Origin of the sequence: Gilliamella sp. Choc5-1 (genome assembly GCF_001690595.1) — a bacterium.
GTDB lineage: Bacteria > Pseudomonadota > Gammaproteobacteria > Enterobacterales > Orbaceae > Gilliamella > Gilliamella apicola_M.
Window position 1 is genome coordinate 1 of sequence record NZ_LZHH01000102.1, and the last position, 17476, is coordinate 17476.

The 17476-nt window shown below is 34.7% G+C and carries 15 protein-coding genes and 4 pseudogenes; 8 read left to right on the forward strand and 11 right to left on the reverse strand.

Annotated elements, in window-relative coordinates; all coding sequences use genetic code 11:
* The 5 genes from A9G35_RS08670 to A9G35_RS08690 form a co-directional block, all read right to left on the reverse strand.
* Positions 1-270, reverse strand: a 270-nt coding sequence (locus A9G35_RS08670; RefSeq protein WP_065636043.1) for a transposase, incomplete at its 3' end; no start/stop codon positions are given.
* Positions 267-632 (reverse strand): hypothetical protein, encoded by a 366-nt coding sequence (locus A9G35_RS08675; RefSeq protein ID WP_141673843.1) that lies wholly within the window; start codon positions 630-632, stop codon positions 267-269. The genes A9G35_RS08675 and A9G35_RS08670, both read right to left, overlap by 4 nt.
* Positions 633-1424: 792 nt before the next feature.
* Complete coding sequence (gene mnmE / locus A9G35_RS08680) at positions 1425-2786, reverse strand: tRNA uridine-5-carboxymethylaminomethyl(34) synthesis GTPase MnmE (RefSeq protein ID WP_065636520.1); 1362 nt, start codon at positions 2784-2786, stop codon at positions 1425-1427.
* A 100-nt stretch (positions 2787-2886) separates the two neighbouring features.
* Complete coding sequence (locus A9G35_RS08685; protein ID WP_065606604.1) at positions 2887-3510, reverse strand: YdcF family protein; 624 nt, start codon at positions 3508-3510, stop codon at positions 2887-2889.
* Between the two features lie 12 nt (positions 3511-3522).
* Positions 3523-4086, reverse strand: coding sequence for a DNA-3-methyladenine glycosylase I (locus tag A9G35_RS08690; protein ID WP_065636521.1), 564 nt, complete (start codon positions 4084-4086; stop codon positions 3523-3525).
* Between the two features lie 233 nt (positions 4087-4319).
* Here A9G35_RS08690 and A9G35_RS08695 point away from each other — a divergent pair, with 233 nt between their 5' ends.
* Entirely contained in the window at positions 4320-5669 is a 1350-nt protein-coding gene (locus A9G35_RS08695; RefSeq protein WP_065589464.1) for an MFS transporter, read from the forward strand.
* A gap of 133 nt (positions 5670-5802) precedes the next feature.
* Positions 5803-6069: pseudogene (locus A9G35_RS08700) on the forward strand (transposase); the annotation flags it as partial.
* Here the strand turns inward: A9G35_RS08700 and A9G35_RS13235 are convergent.
* Positions 6049-6336, reverse strand: a complete 288-nt coding sequence (locus A9G35_RS13235; RefSeq protein ID WP_141673844.1) for a hypothetical protein — start codon at positions 6334-6336, stop codon at positions 6049-6051. The pseudogene A9G35_RS08700 and the gene A9G35_RS13235 overlap by 21 nt on opposite strands.
* Before the next feature lie 346 nt (positions 6337-6682).
* Positions 6683-7810 (reverse strand): annotated as a pseudogene (locus tag A9G35_RS08705) (IS3 family transposase).
* A gap of 296 nt (positions 7811-8106) precedes the next feature.
* Here A9G35_RS08705 and A9G35_RS08710 point away from each other — a divergent pair.
* On the forward strand, positions 8107-8649 hold the full coding sequence (locus tag A9G35_RS08710) for an RNA polymerase sigma factor (RefSeq protein WP_051634374.1): 543 nt from the start codon (positions 8107-8109) through the stop codon (positions 8647-8649).
* A 593-nt stretch (positions 8650-9242) separates the two neighbouring features.
* Here A9G35_RS08710 and A9G35_RS08720 read toward each other — a convergent pair.
* From A9G35_RS08720 to A9G35_RS13730, 3 genes and pseudogenes are all read right to left on the reverse strand, one after another.
* A complete protein-coding gene (locus tag A9G35_RS08720) occupies positions 9243-9443 on the reverse strand; it encodes a YgaP family membrane protein (RefSeq protein WP_034915691.1) in 201 nt (66 codons plus the stop codon).
* A gap of 259 nt (positions 9444-9702) precedes the next feature.
* Positions 9703-10471: pseudogene (locus A9G35_RS08725) on the reverse strand (IS5 family transposase).
* A gap of 115 nt (positions 10472-10586) precedes the next feature.
* Entirely contained in the window at positions 10587-11096 is a 510-nt protein-coding gene (locus A9G35_RS13730) for a helix-turn-helix domain-containing protein (protein WP_218057246.1), read from the reverse strand.
* Between the two features lie 548 nt (positions 11097-11644).
* On the opposite strand from A9G35_RS13730, the gene A9G35_RS08735 reads away from it, so the two are divergent.
* From A9G35_RS08735 to A9G35_RS08745, 4 genes are read left to right on the forward strand one after another with little or no spacing between them, the layout of a single operon-like run.
* Positions 11645-11962, forward strand: coding sequence for a tRNA-dependent cyclodipeptide synthase (locus tag A9G35_RS08735; protein WP_065606595.1), 318 nt, complete (start codon positions 11645-11647; stop codon positions 11960-11962).
* A 5-nt stretch (positions 11963-11967) separates the two neighbouring features.
* On the forward strand, positions 11968-12282 hold the full coding sequence (locus A9G35_RS13240; RefSeq protein ID WP_255306013.1) for a tRNA-dependent cyclodipeptide synthase: 315 nt from the start codon (positions 11968-11970) through the stop codon (positions 12280-12282).
* A 32-nt stretch (positions 12283-12314) separates the two neighbouring features.
* Complete coding sequence (locus A9G35_RS08740) at positions 12315-13487, forward strand: cytochrome P450 (RefSeq protein WP_176701413.1); 1173 nt, start codon at positions 12315-12317, stop codon at positions 13485-13487.
* Between the two features lies 1 nt (position 13488).
* On the forward strand, positions 13489-14853 hold the full coding sequence (locus A9G35_RS08745; protein WP_065586987.1) for an MFS transporter: 1365 nt from the start codon (positions 13489-13491) through the stop codon (positions 14851-14853).
* Between the two features lie 862 nt (positions 14854-15715).
* On the opposite strand, the pseudogene A9G35_RS08750 reads toward A9G35_RS08745, so the two are convergent.
* Positions 15716-16866: pseudogene (locus A9G35_RS08750) on the reverse strand (IS3 family transposase).
* Positions 16867-17040: 174 nt separating this feature from the next.
* On the opposite strand from A9G35_RS08750, the gene A9G35_RS08760 reads away from it, so the two are divergent.
* The gene (locus A9G35_RS08760; protein ID WP_065636524.1) at positions 17041-17340 is read left to right on the forward strand and encodes an IS3 family transposase; all 300 of its coding nucleotides are present in this window, start codon (positions 17041-17043) and stop codon (positions 17338-17340) included.
* Positions 17341-17476: the final 136 nt, after the last annotated feature.

The window sequence follows — 17476 nt, forward strand, 5'->3', positions numbered from 1 at the left end:
TGCTGCTTGCTTTAGAATATCGTTTTCCATACGCAGCTGTTTAAGCTCTTTACGCAACGCGATTAACTCTTGTTCTTGTGGACTGCGATTATCTTTTGTTTTAAATGAGCCACTTTGGCTTGATTGAGTTATCCAACGGTCCAATGCTGATGGTGTCAAATCATATTCTGCAACGATTTCACTACGTGATTTACCATGTTGATAAAGACTGACCATTTGGTGTTTAAAATCATCTGTGAATGTTCGTCTTTTGCGTTTAATCTTATTCATATTTGTTCCTTTTTTAGTTGTGATAAGTTTACCTTACCCCTTAAAAAAGTTGTATGAATTAGTGTAGCCGATCCATATAAACCATCTAAGCCCGTAGTTGGAAAATTAAGTTCATAATCGGGTAAATTAGTTGCCTGAACAAGAAAACCTTTATCAGGATCCCATATGTTAGGTGGGCCTGCGTGATTATTCCCCCAAAAACCATCATGGCTATTACCAAATCTTAGATTCGGCCTTACATAGTTGATAAACATAGATGAAGGCAAAATTATTGCATCGCTACGATTATTATGCATTCGACTAGTTTTGCTAGTTAATGCCTGCAAATTCAATGAATGCAGTATTAATAACAGTACCAACAAGATTTTTTGGGTTAATTTTGATAATGATTTGGAAGATATAAATGAGCTTCGTATAAAAACTCATCGAATAGGATTATTTGATAAATTTAAGACATAGGTTTGCCAGTGCTTGTGCCTAAAATGATAATGCATTACGTTCCTCGTGTCAAGTAATATTTTGTTTTATTTGAATTTTATAATTATTCGCTTATTTAATAAGCTTGTTTTCCTACAACGATAAAAGTATAACCATTTATAAAATAGTTGGCTAGTTTTTTGGCGGACTTTTTTATAAAGAAATGTAAAGATGCAAACAATTCGACTTTATAGATAGGAGAATTTTATAATTAAAATAGGGTGTTAGCTTTAGGACATATTGGCTTTTGCGGAATGATTAATATTGCTAATAACATCTAAAACACAAACACACCCAACAACCTAGTTTAGCGTACTAACTTTACTTTGTTATCGGCATGCTTTGATGCTGTGATAAGGCAAGCATATTAGCATTGTGGTGCTATAAGTGTGTTTTTTTACTTTAAAATCGTTCAGGTAGATTATTGATTTTATTTAATTTTTTGTTTTAATAGAATTAATTCGCTATAAAGTATCTTTGGGAATTTTATATTTTGTTTAAAGCCTATTTGAATGCATTTAAATATTACATGCCAGCTTTAGTTTGTTCATAATAAAAAATTCTTACTTGAGATGCTGATTTTCTTAGTTGTCAGCACATTTTGATATTGGAATGTACCAACAACTAGGCAATGTTCTGCTTTATAGATTTTATTTAGTGTAGAATTAAAGTTTGACCTATTTACCAATACAAAACGAACTGAATATACGGCCTAATAAATCATCAGAAGTAAATTCTCCTGTGATTTCGCTTAAGGATTCTTGCGCTAATCTTAGCTCTTCAGCGAGCAATTCACCAGCATGGAAGGTGACTAGTTGGTGTTTACCATTATTTAAGTGCTCGGCTGCCTTTTCAAGTGCTTGAAGGTGGCGGCGTCGGGCTAAGAATCCACCTTCAGTGCTGCTAGTAAAGCCCATGGTTTGTTTTAGGTGATCGCGTAATAGTGAAATGCCTTCCCCCGTTCTGGCTGAAAGCTGAATCAGTGAGTAGCCGTTTACTTCGCTATATCCTAGCTTTTCACCTGTTAAATCGGCTTTATTACGAATTACAGTTACTGGCATATTTTTAGGTAAGCGTTCAATAAATTCTGGCCATAGCTTTTCTGGGTTGGTTTCTGTTGTGGTTGTGCTGTCAACCATAAATAATACACGATCAGCTTGCTCAATTTCTTGCCAAGCACGTTCTATACCAATTCGTTCCACTTCGTCACTAGCTTCTCGTAAACCTGCGGTATCAATAATGTGTAGTGGCATGCCATCAATATGGATATGTTCACGCAGTACATCACGCGTGGTGCCTGCGATATCGGTCACAATGGCAGCTTCACGCCCAGCTAATGCATTAAGTAAGCTTGATTTTCCTGCATTAGGACGCCCTGCTATGACTACTTTCATGCCTTCTCGTAACAGTGCTCCTTGTTTAGCTTCTTGGCGAACTTCGCTTAAACGAGTTATGACTTGGTTAAGCTGTGCTTCTATTTTGCCGTCAGATAAAAAGTCAATTTCTTCTTCAGGAAAGTCGATTGCTGCCTCGGTGAATATGCGTAAATGAATTAAGGATTCAACCAAGGCATTCACTTTTTTAGAAAATACTCCTTGCAAAGATGATATTGCCGATTTTGCCGCTTGTTCTGAGCTAGCATCAATCAAATCAGCAATAGCTTCGGCTTGAGCCAGATCTAGCTTGTCATTTAAAAATGCACGCTCTGAAAACTCTCCCGGCTTTGCAATACGGATGTTAGGAAGTTCTAATATACGCTTTAAAAGTAGATCCAAAATAACTGGACCACCGTGCCCTTGTAATTCAAGTACATCTTCACCTGTAAAAGAGTGTGGATTTGGGAAAAACAGCGCAATACCTTCATCTAAAATTGAACCATCAGTAGCTAAAAAAGGAAGATAATGTGCATACCTTGGTTTGGGTATTTGCCCTAATACTGCCTGAGCCACGGCTTGGGCTTGGGGTCCAGAAATGCGCAATATACCTACGCCACCACGACCTGGTGGTGTTGCTTGTGCAACAATTGTGTCTGATTTCATATTTATCTGTAACTGATTTAAATTTTAATAGTTAATGATATCATGGACGCACGGCAAAAACAGTAGTTACCCGTGCTTTTGCCGTGATGCGCCGATGATTTTAGTTAGATGGTTGACTGGGTAATTGGTTTTCAGAGGTTTTATTATCGCTTGGATGGTCAAATAACCAAGAATTTGCTAGTGCTAGGGGTTCTCTTATTAATGCGATATATTTATCGCCATTAGTTAAATCTAATGGCGCCGCTAAGCCTGATACTTCGTTAATTCCTGAACGTTTAGCAAGCATTAGCGATCGCAATAAATGAAAATCATTGGTTACCACAACCGTTTTTCCTAAGGGTAATATACGATTTGCATAGATAAATTGTTGGGCTGTTCGGGTTGATTTGTCTTCTTGATAAATTCGATTAGCATCGATCCCTTTTTCAATTAAATATTGAGCCATTACACTAGCTTCAGTTGCAGATTCGTCTTTGCCTTGTCCACCACAAACAACAACTTTGGTTTGTGGGTTATTTTGTAAATAATTTATGGCAATATTTAAACGCTCGGCTAAAGTAGGTGGAGCTATGGCAGGTGTATTAATAACTTGTGATCCCAATACAACTACGGTATCGGCATTTTTTATTGGTTTTTGTAACGAAGAAATATAAATCGCAATGTTAGCAATAATGAAATAGGCTAATATTAACGCTATACCATACTTTATTGATTTTGCTATCATCCATTTTTTCCTTTATTTTTTATAACAATTTTCAAAATGATCGTTAACTAATCCCATGGACTGCATAAAAGCATAACAGATGGTAGAACCAACAAATGTAAATCCTTTGTTTTTTAGCGCTTTTGACATTTTTTCTGATATATCAGTACTTACGGGAACTTCGCTTTTATCATTAAAATGGTTAATAATTGGTTTATTATTAACAAAAGACCAGATAAATTGCGAGAAATCCTCGCCACTTTTTTGCATGTTTAAATAAGCATGAGCATTTTTTACAATGCTATTTAGCTTTAAACGATTACGAATTAGTCCTTTATTTTTTAAAAGATGTTCAATATCTTCAGGCGTTAGCTGAATAATTTTTTGTGGGTCGAAATTAAAAAAGCAACGTCGATATTCATCTCGTTTTTTCAGAACAGTGATCCACGATAATCCCGCTTGTTGCCCTTCAAGGCAAATTTTTTCAAATAGTTTAAGGCTATCATATTGGGGGTTGCCCCATTCGTTATCGTGGTAATGAATGTATATTGGGTCATCCAAAACCCAACTACAGCGTACTTTGTTGTTATTTGTCATCAAATTTTATCTAATTTATCCATTATTGATTATGCTTTATCGTGATTTATATTTTTTAAGCTTCGATTAGTTGAATTATAAATCAAATAAGTAGTTTTGTTACATACATTAAATTTTTTTATGATGAAAAAAAAGCCTTTTTTTTGTGGCAGAATGAATCTCACGTTTTTAACTTAAATCAATAAAAGATAGATTTTTTATTTTCTAACTTAATTTAATAATAAGGTTTTTCCATGAGTCAGTCTGTAATCAACGCGGAATGGCAGCCTAGTGCTCGACCATTAAATCGGCAGGATTTTAAAACGTTAGTTTTGTCCTCTTTGGGTGGTACATTAGAATTTTATGATTTTGTTATTTATGCGCTTTACATCGATACCATTGTAAAACCACTATTTTTACCGCATTTTTTATCGCCATTAACGTTAGATTTATTTGCATGGGGTATTTTTGCTGCTGGTTATTTGGTTCGTCCTGTTGGTGGCATAATTATGGCGCACTTTGGTGATAAAGTGGGACGTAAGCGAATGTTTACCTTAAGCGTGGCTATGATGGCATTACCTACATTTATCATTGGTGTTTTACCAACTTATGAAGTGATTGGTATTTTTGCACCTCTGTTATTATTAGTGATGCGTATGCTTCAAGGTGCTGCTATTGGTGGTGAAATGCCAGGAGCTTGGGTGTTCATTGCTGAACATGTGCCAAAGCAACGTTATGGTTTAGGTATCGGTACGTTAACTTCAGGTATTACTGGCGGTATTTTACTTGGCTTTATTGTGACTATCATTATTGATCTTTGTTTTACCACCGTAAATATTTTAGATTATGCTTGGCGTATTCCGTTTATTATTGGTGGTATTTTTGGCGTTATTTCGGTTTATTTACGTCGATTTTTATCTGAAACACCTATCTTTAAAGAGTTAGCGGCACGCAAAGCAATTGAAAAGAATATTCCTGTCGTTACCGTGCTTCAAAAACATAAAACAGCTTGCCTAATTGTGGCTCTTTTGACTTGGTCATTGTCGACGGCAATTATGGTGGGTATTTTGATTACACCGGGTCGTATTGTTGGTGGTATGTACCATTTTGCTAATCTTGATTGGCGTATTGGTGGTTGTATTGCTGCACTAACTTTGACTATCGGTTGCGTTATTTTTGGTTGGTTAGAAGATAAAATAGGTACAACCAAAACAATGCTAATTAACTGGGGCGGACTTGCTATTATGAGCATTGTATTTTATAGCTCTTTGTCGCCAGATATGTCCTTAACTAAACTTTATTCGCTTTGGGCTGTATTTGGGCTATTTATTGGTTCTGTTGCAATGACAGCAATAGTTGGTACAAGAGCTTTCCCTCCTGCGATTCGTTATTCGGGTTTGTCATTTTCGTATAATTTAGCCTATGCGCTATTTAGTGCATTTACACCAACATTAACCATTTATCTATTAAGCCCTGAACATTTATTAGGTCAATATAGTTATCTTGGTGCTGGTATTTACATCTCTTTTGTAGCGTTAATTGCGGTTGGGGTCGGTTTCTTTCCTTTAGCTAAAAATGGCTGGCAAAGTGATGCAAATCATTAATCGATAAAAGCCTAAATAATAAAAACATTAATTATAAAAATATTAGGGCGTGTTGATCTTTCGTGATTATTTTTTAGACGGCATGATGTGAGTTATAATAATTCTGCAAAAAACAACCATAACTCGATTCATCATGCCAAGAACAATGCTAACAGATAAACGGTGGGAAAAGCTACTACAAATAATGAAAAATACCGGTCGAGTTTATAATAAATCCGAGCATCGGATGACGTTTGAAGGGAGCCTTTTCCGAATGAGAACAGGTATTCCTTGGCGAGATTTGCCAGAAGAGTTTGGTGAATGGAGCACCGTCTATAGACGATTTAATTTGTGGTCTAAAAAAGGAATATTAGTTGATATTTTCAAACATTTATCACAACTAGCGGATTTTGAATGGATACCCATGATATTCGGCCAGTTTATCTAAGTAACGGGTAATCCTTCCTGCTGGTAAGCTTACTGCAATATCAATCCCTAACGCCTCACGATTAAAGTCATCGATGACATTGAATGTCCTAAAGCGACGCTGATTACGACTACTGTCACTCATAAAATCCATTGACCAACATTCACCTTGTTTATTGGGTGCTGATAGCCTTTCTGGGCTTCGTGGAGGAATGCGCTGTTTACGCTTTATCCTGAGATTAAGCTTTAATTGGCAATACACCCGATACACCCGTTTATGATTCCATTTATAGCCGAGCTTTCTGATACGATTAAAACATTTAGGAAAGCCCTAGCGTAAATGCCGGTCTGTGATAGCATTCAACACCGAAATAATCACCGAATCATCCGGTAACTTAGGTTGATAATAGTAAGCACAACGGCTTAAGCCAACAATGGCACAACTCATAGCAATAGTAACTGAATGATTTTGTTGTAATTACTGTGCCCACGTTTTACGTGCCTTTGTGGGCACTAAAGCTTTTTTATGATTTCTTCCTGAAGCTGGGATTTTAAACTCAGTTCGGCAAACATCTGCTTAAGCTTGCGGTTTGATCCTCGCCAAAATATTAGACAGTGCCCACCTCTATCATTTTTTCGTTTTGGTAATATTGTTGTTCATATTGTTCAAGTGATACCCAGCCATTGGCTGAATGACGGCGTATCCGATTATAATAGGTTTCAATATATTCAAATAGTGCTTTATTAGCCTGCTTCCTCGTTTTGTAGTAACAGTCATGAATAATATGTGTTTTGAGTGTATGAAAAAAACTCTCAACAACCGCATTATCAAAGCAGTTGCCTCTTCGACTCATGCTTTGCCTTAGCCCATATTGTAACAATAATTGCTTGAAATCAGCACTGCAATATTGGCTTCCTTGGTCACTATGAATGAGTACATTTTTAGGAAAGTGACGCCGAAATAAAGCTTGTTTTAATGTATTACACACTAAATGGCGGTCTATGTAGCGACTCGTTTGCCTAGCAATCACTTTTCGTCCATATAAATCGATAATCACCGACGACAAATATAACCAACCTTCCCCCGTTTTAATATAAGTAATATCGGTTACCCCTGTTTTATTAGGCTTATCAGGGTTAAATTGCCTATCTAACGTGTTGGGCACAATATTGTGATGAGCCTTGTCTGTTTTATACTTGAATTTACGTGTGGCTTTACTATGCAATCTTAAACTAAGTAATCCCCATTGCTGCAAAACACGGCAAGCTGTCCTTTCTGAAACTTAATAGCCCGCTTCCCTTGCATCATGAAGCAGGCTTGGCGCACCCAAACGGGCTTATGTTGCCAATACTGTTTTTGGATATACGCTGAGTTTAGCTGATTTGTTTGCTCTTTTTAACCAAGCATAATAACCCGATGAACTGACACCAAGTAATGAGCATATCCTAGTAACGGGATAGCAGGTTAAATGATTTTTCATATAAGCGTACTTCATCGACTTGGATTGTTGATGATATGCACATGCGCCTTTTTTAGTATATCATTGGCCATTTTCAGTTCTTTAATCTCTTTTTCTAACGCCATAATCCGCTGTTGCTCAGCCGTTAACTCTCGACGGCTAGTTTTATTCGGGGAAAGTTGCCTAATCCATTTAATCTAGGGTTGATTTACCCACACCTAGATGGTTGGCAAGTTCGCTGATAGAAAGGTGTGCATTAGATAACGCATAATCCACTGATTGTTGTTTGAATTAGATACTAAATTTTTTGACCATGATATTTGTCTCCTATGATTTTTGTTTATATCATAGAGGTGACTTTTGTCCACTTTTTTGGCGAGGATCATCTTTTAAAATAGCCACGATTTGATGTTCAGCCATTTTTTTCATAATTAAATTCCCTTTTACTTTTATCATAGAGAATTTTCTACTTTTTTGCTGTACTATTTTAGGGGATAGTTACAAAAATATTTAAAATTATTTGAATCCTTTTCATACCTTCAAACCTCTTTTATATAGTAGAGGAAAAAATAATGAAAAAAATTGATGATAATCTCATTTTACAGGCCAGTTCAGGTAATGAAGTTGCTATGGCTAAATTACTCGAAAAATGCCAACCAGATCTAAATCGCTTTTCAAGAAAAGTTTGTTCCACTGCTGAAGACGCAGAAGATGCAGTACAAGTGGCACTCTGGGTTTTATATAAAAAAATAGGTGTTTTGCGAACTATTTCCGCACTGTCAGCGTGGTTGTTTCGCATTATTGAGCGAGAATGCTACAGAATATTTCGTTCAAATAACAAAACATTCGCAATGGATCCTGATGATATGGAAGAGCTATTTGGAACTAGTAACTCTATAGCTGATGAATCAATATTAAAAATTGACTTAACTAAAGCAATAATTTCTCTTCCCTATACTTATCGAAGTGTAATAATTCTTAGAGATATCAGAGAATTATCAACTTATGAAGTGTCTAATATGCTTGAAATTAGCCCAGAAGCAGTGAAAAGTAGACTTCACAGAGCTAGAAATATTATACGAAAAAAATTAGAGATTAGTGGTCATTCACACTGAAATAGTAATTATGAATACTTTATATATTAATATTCACAATTATAAAGGAACTATTTATGGTAATGAATACAAATGGCATTAAAGAAAATATGATTTAACTTGATTAGATACTCATCCCCTAGCAAGTAGGGGCAGTAACCATGCAACATAACAAATTCACACATTGAGCTATTTTCACTTTAAGTCTGTTGAAATTGATTCATCTTTTTTTGTACAGGGAATACATGTTTTACCTGGATTGGTTATAGTCATTATGAGACCAATTACCCAACAGGCAGGGCATCCTCTTAATACAACAAACCCTAAAACAGCCGATACAAGTCCCAATAAAACGCTCCAGACAGCACCTTGAATGAACAGATATATTGTTAAACCTAGCAAACCAAATCCAATACATCCTCGTAGTAAATGCCTTAATACAGAACTACTTCTAAACATGACATTACCTCTTAAAATTATTTAATTTAAATTTCATTTTATTTACATTTTTCTCTTAATGGTGATATCAATGAGAGATATCCTGTAATATGTACTTCCTCAAAGTAAACTGTTATTCATCATTACATCAAGGAAGTAGCGAGTGGATTTTTTAGCTAGTTTATTTTTCTTTTCATAATTGAACGCATAGGGCAAAATCCTATAGTTCCAGTACAAACCAGAATTATTCCTGTTGCGATAGCAATCCACATTACTAGGGCTGTTGGAGCAAAAAGAAAGCCTAAATAAGCAATACAGGCACCAATAATAATTCGACATAAACGCTCAAAACTTGGAATATTTTTTTTAAAACTCATATTTTTTTCCTCTTTAAAATTAGATTTAATAATGAACTACTCTAATAAAGAGTCGACAAAATCAAAAAAAGATTCAAAAAATTTTCATTTAAATGGATTTTAATTATCAAATTAGCGGAATACATTGAATTAATGTCTTTTATTTAAGTTTATAGGTATTTCAAATTAGGAGTGAATTTAGGTAAAGGATAGTTATAAATAATTAAAAAATTAATTGTAATTGATTAGGGGCTGTTGATCTTTGCTGTACATAAATTACTCAACAATACATTGGCAGCCACATTAACATAAATGCCAGTGATACCATACTGGCATAATTCCTTTCTAACTTATCGTATCTATTTGATATTGAACGATATTGATTGATTCTAGCAAAGGCATTCTCGACTAAATGACGATAGCGATAAAGGCACCTATCCATACTGCTTTTATCTATATCCTTACCATAATTACGTTTAGCAATCACCGTTCGTCCGCCTTTTTGACGAACAAAGCACCGAAAAGGCTCGCTGTCATAACCTTTATCGGCTATCACTGTATTCACTTCATCGAGCCTTTCAACTAGGTTTTCTGCATAAGTGATATCATATGTCGTTGTCCTTCAGAAAGCTCGAAACAAATAGGCAAACCACCACTATCAACCGCAAGATGAATTTTAGTTGAATTACCACCACAGCTCTGACCTATTTGCTCACAATGCTCCGTTGCAGCGCCTGTACTATGTTGATGAGCCCTGATAATCGAACCATCTAGGAACACCCATTCAAAATCCGCTAGTTGTGATAAATGTTTGAAAATATCAACTAATATTCCTTTTTTAGACCACAAATTAAATCGTCTATAGATGGTGCTCCATTCACCAAACTCTTCTGGCAAATCTCGCCAAGGAATACCAGTTCTCATTCGGAAAAGGCTCCCCCCTCAAACGTCATCCGATGCTCGGATTTATTATAAACTCGGCCGGTATTTTTCATTATTTGTAGTAGCTTTTCCCACCGTTTATCTGTCAGCATTGTTGTTCTTGGCATGATGAATCGAGTTATGGTTGTTTTTTGCAGAATTATTATAACTCACATCATGCCGTCTAAAAAATAATCACGAAAGATCAACACGCCCTAATATATCATTAATATAATTATCATCTTAAATGATAGTGTCATTAAAGTTTCTCCATGGGTGGTTATTTCTCATCGCTTTTTGATAATTACCTGGAGTTACCCCGAAATTTCGACGGAAAATAGCAATAAAGCCACTAATATTATCATAACCTAAATTTAAAGAAATTTCTGTGATAGGTCTGCCCGCAACAAGCAACTCTAAAGCTTTTAACATACGTAGTTTCTGTCGCCATTCTGTGAAATTAAATCCAGTTTCATTTGTAAATCGACGAGTTAATGAGCGTCGAGAAATCCCAGCCCAAACGCTCCATTCATTAATGTTTCTATCGTCACTAGGATTATTAGACAAAGCTAAAGCAATTTTTAACAAACGAATATCTTTTGGCATTGGGAGTGCTATCTCAACTTGAGGGATTATACTAATCTCGTCGACAATCACTGCCATTAATCGCTTATGCTCGGGTTGCAATTCTGAATTATTCCATGTCATGGTTCGGGTAATTGCTTCACGCAATAGACTAGATAATTCTAGCATGCAGGGTTTATTCGGCAGATTATTACATTCGCTTTTTTGTATATAGATACTCCATCCGTGGAATGGCCCATGTGATCCGAGAAGAGAATGCTGTGTATCTGGAGGTATCCATATACCATGAGTTGTGGGTATTACCCATTGACTACTTTCCACTTTAATTGAAATTAAACCTTGTAATGTACCAGCTAGTTGTCCTCTCGAGTGATGATGAAGTTCTGTTACTTTCACTGATGGGGATTTGAGTGATGCCGATATAATCATAGGTTCGTTATCAGAAGAAGCGACCTCTGGAGAAATGAGTGAAATATTCATTTATATGGCCTCTAAGTAATATTTTGTGGCTGGAATTAGTTAGTAATTTTTTGTTTTACTAACTATCCTAAATTAGCCCAACTTAATTCAAATAAAATAAATATAACTATATATATTAAAAATAAATTAGCAATAAATCATGAATGATTTAAAAAAAATATTATTTAATATAATTGATTGAAATAATTAATGTTATATATATTTTTAGTAGCTAGCTGTCTAGAAAGAGGTATAAAATGAAAGGAAAACATGTTTTATTTGGCATAAGCCCTTTTAATTCCAAATTTAATGAAAATTACATTAAAAATATGTTGGAGTGGGGGTTTGATAATTATGATCATGTAGATGTTTTACATCCACATGAAGAGGCTAAGTATCTTTTAATAGGAGCTGGAGATAATGAGGTAAAAGCACGTAAAAAATCACGAAAAGAATTTTATCGAATTGAAAGAGCTATTAATAATTATTTATCAATGTCTAGTCATGATTTTTTTGCAAAAAGAATATTAAAATTTTCCGATTTTTATGCTGACGAATTGTATAAAAAAATGTAGAGATAATAAAAGAAGATTTTAAAAATAATGAGAATTTTCACTCATTATGTATAACTCAGCCATATAAAGCTATTTTGAATAGAAAAAACGCCATCAGTAAAACATCTGAAATAAAAGAACAGGATATTATTATTGCTACAGAATATATAATAAGAGAAATTCCTTTTATTATTTCCCCTTCTTTATTGTCATCTTCACTAACTAGTCTGCATATATCTTATTACTGTTCATGGCCAATAGCTGATTATGTTTATGCTGGAAAGTTAAGTATCAGCCCTAGTTCAGATACAAAAATTATTGTTAAAGATCATTCAATTTAATTATTAAGTAATATGGAGGTAATATGTTGACTATGAACAATCATTTTCCAGGAGTGTTGTCTGATGAATATGGACAAGATCCATACAAATATATTGATTTATTGGATAAAACGGAGAACGTTATTTATGACAAAACTTTAAATGCGCATTTAGCTATTAGTTATGATGCTGTTCGTAGCATACTTGGAAATTCAGTATTATTTTCAACAAAACCTTTATCTAAAAGAGCTGAGCCAGTAATGAGGGGAAAAGTTCTGGCTCAGATGGAAGGTAATGAACATAAAATAAAAAAGAGCATGCTCTTACATCAGCTTACCGGTCGTGTGTTGAAAGATTATTATCACCCCAAACTGACAAATCTATGTGATTCATTGTTAACAGAAATTATAACTAAGAACAAATTTGATTTTATTTCTGATTTTGGTAATAAATATGCTTTATTAACAACATTCAATATCATTGGTATTGATTATAATAAATTAGACTGGTATCTAGAAAGATTAAAACTCATAGTTCAATTTGCGACTGGGTTTAATCTTTCAAAAGAGACTGAAGATATCGCACTATTTGCATCTGAAGAATTGGAAAAAGTGATATTGGATTTAATCGATGAACGTAAAAAGTGTGCTGGAGATGATATTATTTCTTTTATTATTCATAATAGTAATGAAAGTGAAATATTAAGTGATAGTGAGATAGTCGCACTTTCATTAAACATTTTACTTGCAGCTTCAGAACCAGTTGATAAAGTTTTAGCAAATTGTATCTATCACCTTTATAGAAATGAATCTTATATTGATCTAGTTATCTCCAATGATTGCAGCACTAATAGTATCTTGCAGGAAAGCTTACGAATTACACCACCTGTTCATTTAATTCCACGCCAAGTTGAGGATGATAGTTGTGTTGAAGGTGTTAACTTAAAAAAAGGAGATTTAATATTTTCCTTAATACCATCAGCAAATAGAGATGAAAAATATTTTGAACACCCAAACACATTCAATCCACGAAGAGAATTTAAGGGACATCTTTCATATGGAGTGGGAATTCATGCTTGTATTGGTGCTCAATTTGCAAATATGCAATTAAATATCGCCCTTCAAAAATTAGTTTTAATACTTAAAAATTATAAAGAAATTACACCGCCAACGTTCGGTGGAATATATACACGAGGCGCAACTCAATATAATCTGGAAAGAGTTTAATATGAAGCAATCGATTGACCTGACAACCTCAGAAAGAAAGTTAGTGTTTGCTATGACACTATCTAGTATATTGCCATTATTAGATAGCAGTATTGTTAATGTTATTTTACCCTCAATTTCGAATGACATTAATACCTCTTATGCTTATATGCAATGGGCTGTTACCATATATATGCTTGCTTGCGCAGCTGGCATATTACTATCACCTTATGTACATGAAAATTTTGGACTCAAGAAAGCATGGGTATGCTCAATTTTTGTCTTTCTTGTTGGTTCTATATTAGTTGGATTTTCATATAATCTGGTTTCTTTAATCTTGTATAGATGTCTACAAGGTTTTGGTGCAGGAATTTTAATTCCTATTACTCAATCTACAATAGCAACTTATTTTGGTAAGGAAAGACTAAAGCCGGTTATGGCATTGATTGCTATTCCGTCAGTCTTTGCCCCTGCACTAGGGCCAATTTTTGGAGCAATCATATCAGAACAGTTAAATTGGAGAATAGCTTTTTTTATCAACATACCTTTAGTACTTATGGCTTTTTTATTTGGTAGAACGACAATGCCTGATAATAAAACGTCTAAATACAATATGAATATTTATGTATTAATGACATTTTTAATTGCTTTAATAATATTTTTCATCTCTATTAAAAATATCACTTCTGGGCATTTTTTTGATATTTTTAATATTATTATGCTAGTTTTAGGTATTGGTTTGATGCTGGTTTCGCTTATTATTAATAACAAGTCAGACAGTAAACTGATCGATTTAAGTTCATTTAGTTGTATTCAATATTCGTTCGCAATAATTATGGGATTTCTGACGTCACTTATCTTTTTTGGTTTCATGATTTTTTTTCCTTTAATACAAGCAATAAATGATAATATATCTATTACATATATTGGTATGTTGCTAGCTCTACAAGGTGTAGGTGCCTGGTTGGCTAGAAAATTTATTTATAAATCTCTAAGTGAGATAAATTCATTTCTAATTATTGGTGTAGGATTAATAATATCAGCAATAAGTATATTAATAATTCAAGTAGGTGGCAACGCCTTTGAAATTATCGGTTTTACTGTTCGAGGTTCCGGATTAGGCGTCGCCACGATTGCTGTTCTCTCTTCTCCATTTGAGTTCTGTGATAAAAATCAAATTAAGGACACGAGCGCTATCACGCGTGTTACACAGCAAATTGGTGGTGCATTTGGAGGCGTACTATCAGGAATATTAATCAACCTCACTCAACATCAAATAATTTCAATAAACTGCGCTTATCAGGCAATGTTTTTTGTGTCTCTGGCTTTTGGTTTTCTAGCGGTTATTGTCTATATTTTCTTTGGCCGAGTGAATACAAGGATTTAGCATACAAAAAAACGGAACATGTGAGTTCCGTTTTTTTCGCTTATTCAACGATACTGCTAAGCCACTTATTCAGTATTGAACAATTGAATGAACTATAAAGAGTCTCAACCGCTGACGCAGGTTTCAACTTGAATAAGGTATTTTTTCTGTTTAAACTAATTTTCTAAACCACTTACACAGTGTAACGGTATACTTTTCTTGCAGATATTCTTAGCGGTATGAAAAAGCATCAACTAATAAGATTATCCCGTGACAAGACAACTAAGTAGTGAATTTAAAAGAGAATGTGCAGAATTAGTTCTGAATTCTATATTTTTGGCAGGAATACCTTGTAGATATCTGCTCAGAACATCATGCACTAACATTCGGGTTACCAAATATTGGTGTTTATACTTGTCAAAGTATAATTTTGCCACTGCTCCAATTCCTGATGATTCAAAAATTGGACATAGTTGGTCAAAGCAAAATCGGGATTTATTTCCTCATTATAGGTAAACCAGATGTGTATTTCATTTTCTGCTATCTTCATAAAGCTTTCTACTTATTCTTTGGTTTCGTAAATACGGTTTAATTTGAAACTCCATTGACTGAACTAATCCAAGCTCATCTTTCAGGCAGCTTATTGAACTTTGATATCAAACTAGAGTTATCTGTACAGCAGGAAAGGCGCCTAGAATAGGGAAATGGCGATAAATAGTCACTTATCTAGAGGTATTTAGGTCTAAATATAAGCCCAAATGCCTCAAAAAAGCACGGTTAAAAATTTAGTTTGAGTGAAGCTTTACCGTACAAAGGTCTCAATAAAAATCAAAGTGGTTTATACATATGGTAATTTATCAGTACCTTGATCCTCGCCAAAATATTAGACAGTGCCCACCTCTATCATTTTTTCGTTTTGGTAATATTGTTGTTCATATTGTTCAAGTGATACCCAGCCATTGGCTGAATGACGGCGTATCCGATTATAATAGATTTCAATATATTCAAATAGTGCTTTATTAGCCTGCTTCCTCGTTTTGTAGTAACAGTCATGAATAATATATGTTTTGAGTGTATGAAAAAAACTCTCAACAACCGCATTATCAAAGCAGTTGCCTCTTCGACTCATGCTTTGCCTTAGCCCATATTGTAACAATAATTGCTTGAAATCAGCACTGCAATATTGGCTTCCTTGGTCACTATGAATGAGTGCATTTTTAGGAAAGTGACGCCGAAATAAGGCTTGTTTTAATGTATTACACACTAAATGGCGGTCTATGTAGCGACTCGTTTGCCTAGCAATCACTTTTCGTCCATATAAATCGATAATCACCGACAAATATAACCAACCTTCACCCGTTTTAATATAAGTAATATCGGTTACCCATGTTTTATTAGGCTTATCAGGATTAAATTGCCTATCTAACGTGTTGGGCGCAATATTGTGATGAGCCTTGTCTGTTTTATGCTTGAATTTACGTGCTGCTTTACTCCGTAATCCCAATTGTTGCAAAACACGGCTAATTGTTCTTTCTGAAACTTGATAGCCCGCTTCCCTTGCATCATGAAGCAGGCTTGGCGCACCCAAACGGGCTTTATGTTACCAATACTGCTTTTGGATATACTCGCTGAGTTTAGCTGATTTGTTTGCTCTTTTTAGCTGGGCTAAATAACCCGATGAACTGACACCAAGTAATGAGCATATCCTAGTAATGGGATATCTGGTTAAATGATTTTTCATATAAGCGTACTTCATCGATTTGGATTGTTGATGAAGTACACATGCGCCTTTTTTAGTATATCATTAGCCATTTTTAGTTCTTTAATCTCTTTTTCTAACGCCATAATCCGCTGTTGCTCAGAGGTTAACTCTCGACGGCTAGTTTTATTCGGGGAAAGTTGCCTAATCCATTTATCTAGGGTTGATTTACCCACACCTAGATGATTGGCAAGTTCGCTGATAGAAAGGTGTGCATTAGATAACGCATAATCCACTGATTGTTGTTTGAATTCGATACTAAATTTTTTGACCATGATATTTGTCTCCTATGATTTTTGTTTATATCATAGAGGCAACTTTTGTCCACTTTTTTGGCGAGGATCATCCCTTTTACTTTTATCATAGAGAATTGGTGGATCGGCTACACTAATTCATACAACTTTTTTAAGGGGTAAGGTAAACTTATCACAACTAAAAAAGGAATAAATATGAATAAGATTAAACGCAAAAGACGAACATTCACAGATGATTTTAAACACCAAATGGTCAGTCTTTATCAACATGGTAAATCACGTAGTGAAATCGTTGCCGAATATGATTTGACGCCATCCGCATTGGACCGTTGGATAACGCAATCAAGCCAAAGTGGCTCATTTAAAACAAAAGATAATCGCAGTCCACAAGAACAAGAGTTAATCGCGTTGCGTAAAAAGCTTAAACAGCTGCGTATGGAAAACGATATTCTAAAGCAAGCAGCACTGATAATAGGGCGAAAATCGCTATCCTAAAAGCAAATCGACATCGTTATAGCATAACAAAGCTATGTCAATATTTAGGATTATCAAGATATTATGCTTATTATCAGTGTAAATTGAATAGACAAAAATCAGTAGGGCTTTATGCCGATAAAATCGTGACGCTATT

Excerpts from the sequence above, each read along its gene's own strand:
- A9G35_RS08735 (WP_065606595.1), top strand. The coding sequence starts at position 11,645 with ATGAAAGGAAAACATGTTTTATTTGGCATAAGCCCTTTTAATTCCAAA.
- A9G35_RS13730 (WP_218057246.1), bottom strand. The coding sequence starts at position 11,096 with ATGCTAGAATTATCTAGTCTATTGCGTGAAGCAATTACCCGAACCATG.
- A9G35_RS08760 (WP_065636524.1), top strand. The coding sequence starts at position 17,041 with ATGAATAAGATTAAACGCAAAAGACGAACATTCACAGATGATTTTAAA.
- A9G35_RS08745 (WP_065586987.1), top strand. The coding sequence starts at position 13,489 with ATGAAGCAATCGATTGACCTGACAACCTCAGAAAGAAAGTTAGTGTTT.
- mnmE (WP_065636520.1), bottom strand. The coding sequence starts at position 2,786 with ATGAAATCAGACACAATTGTTGCACAAGCAACACCACCAGGTCGTGGT.
- A9G35_RS08710 (WP_051634374.1), top strand. The coding sequence starts at position 8,107 with ATGAAAAAAATTGATGATAATCTCATTTTACAGGCCAGTTCAGGTAAT.
- A9G35_RS08685 (WP_065606604.1), bottom strand. The coding sequence starts at position 3,510 with ATGATAGCAAAATCAATAAAGTATGGTATAGCGTTAATATTAGCCTAT.
- A9G35_RS08695 (WP_065589464.1), top strand. The coding sequence starts at position 4,320 with ATGAGTCAGTCTGTAATCAACGCGGAATGGCAGCCTAGTGCTCGACCA.
- A9G35_RS08720 (WP_034915691.1), bottom strand. The coding sequence starts at position 9,443 with ATGAGTTTTAAAAAAAATATTCCAAGTTTTGAGCGTTTATGTCGAATT.
- A9G35_RS08740 (WP_176701413.1), top strand. The coding sequence starts at position 12,315 with ATGAACAATCATTTTCCAGGAGTGTTGTCTGATGAATATGGACAAGAT.
- A9G35_RS08690 (WP_065636521.1), bottom strand. The coding sequence starts at position 4,086 with ATGACAAATAACAACAAAGTACGCTGTAGTTGGGTTTTGGATGACCCA.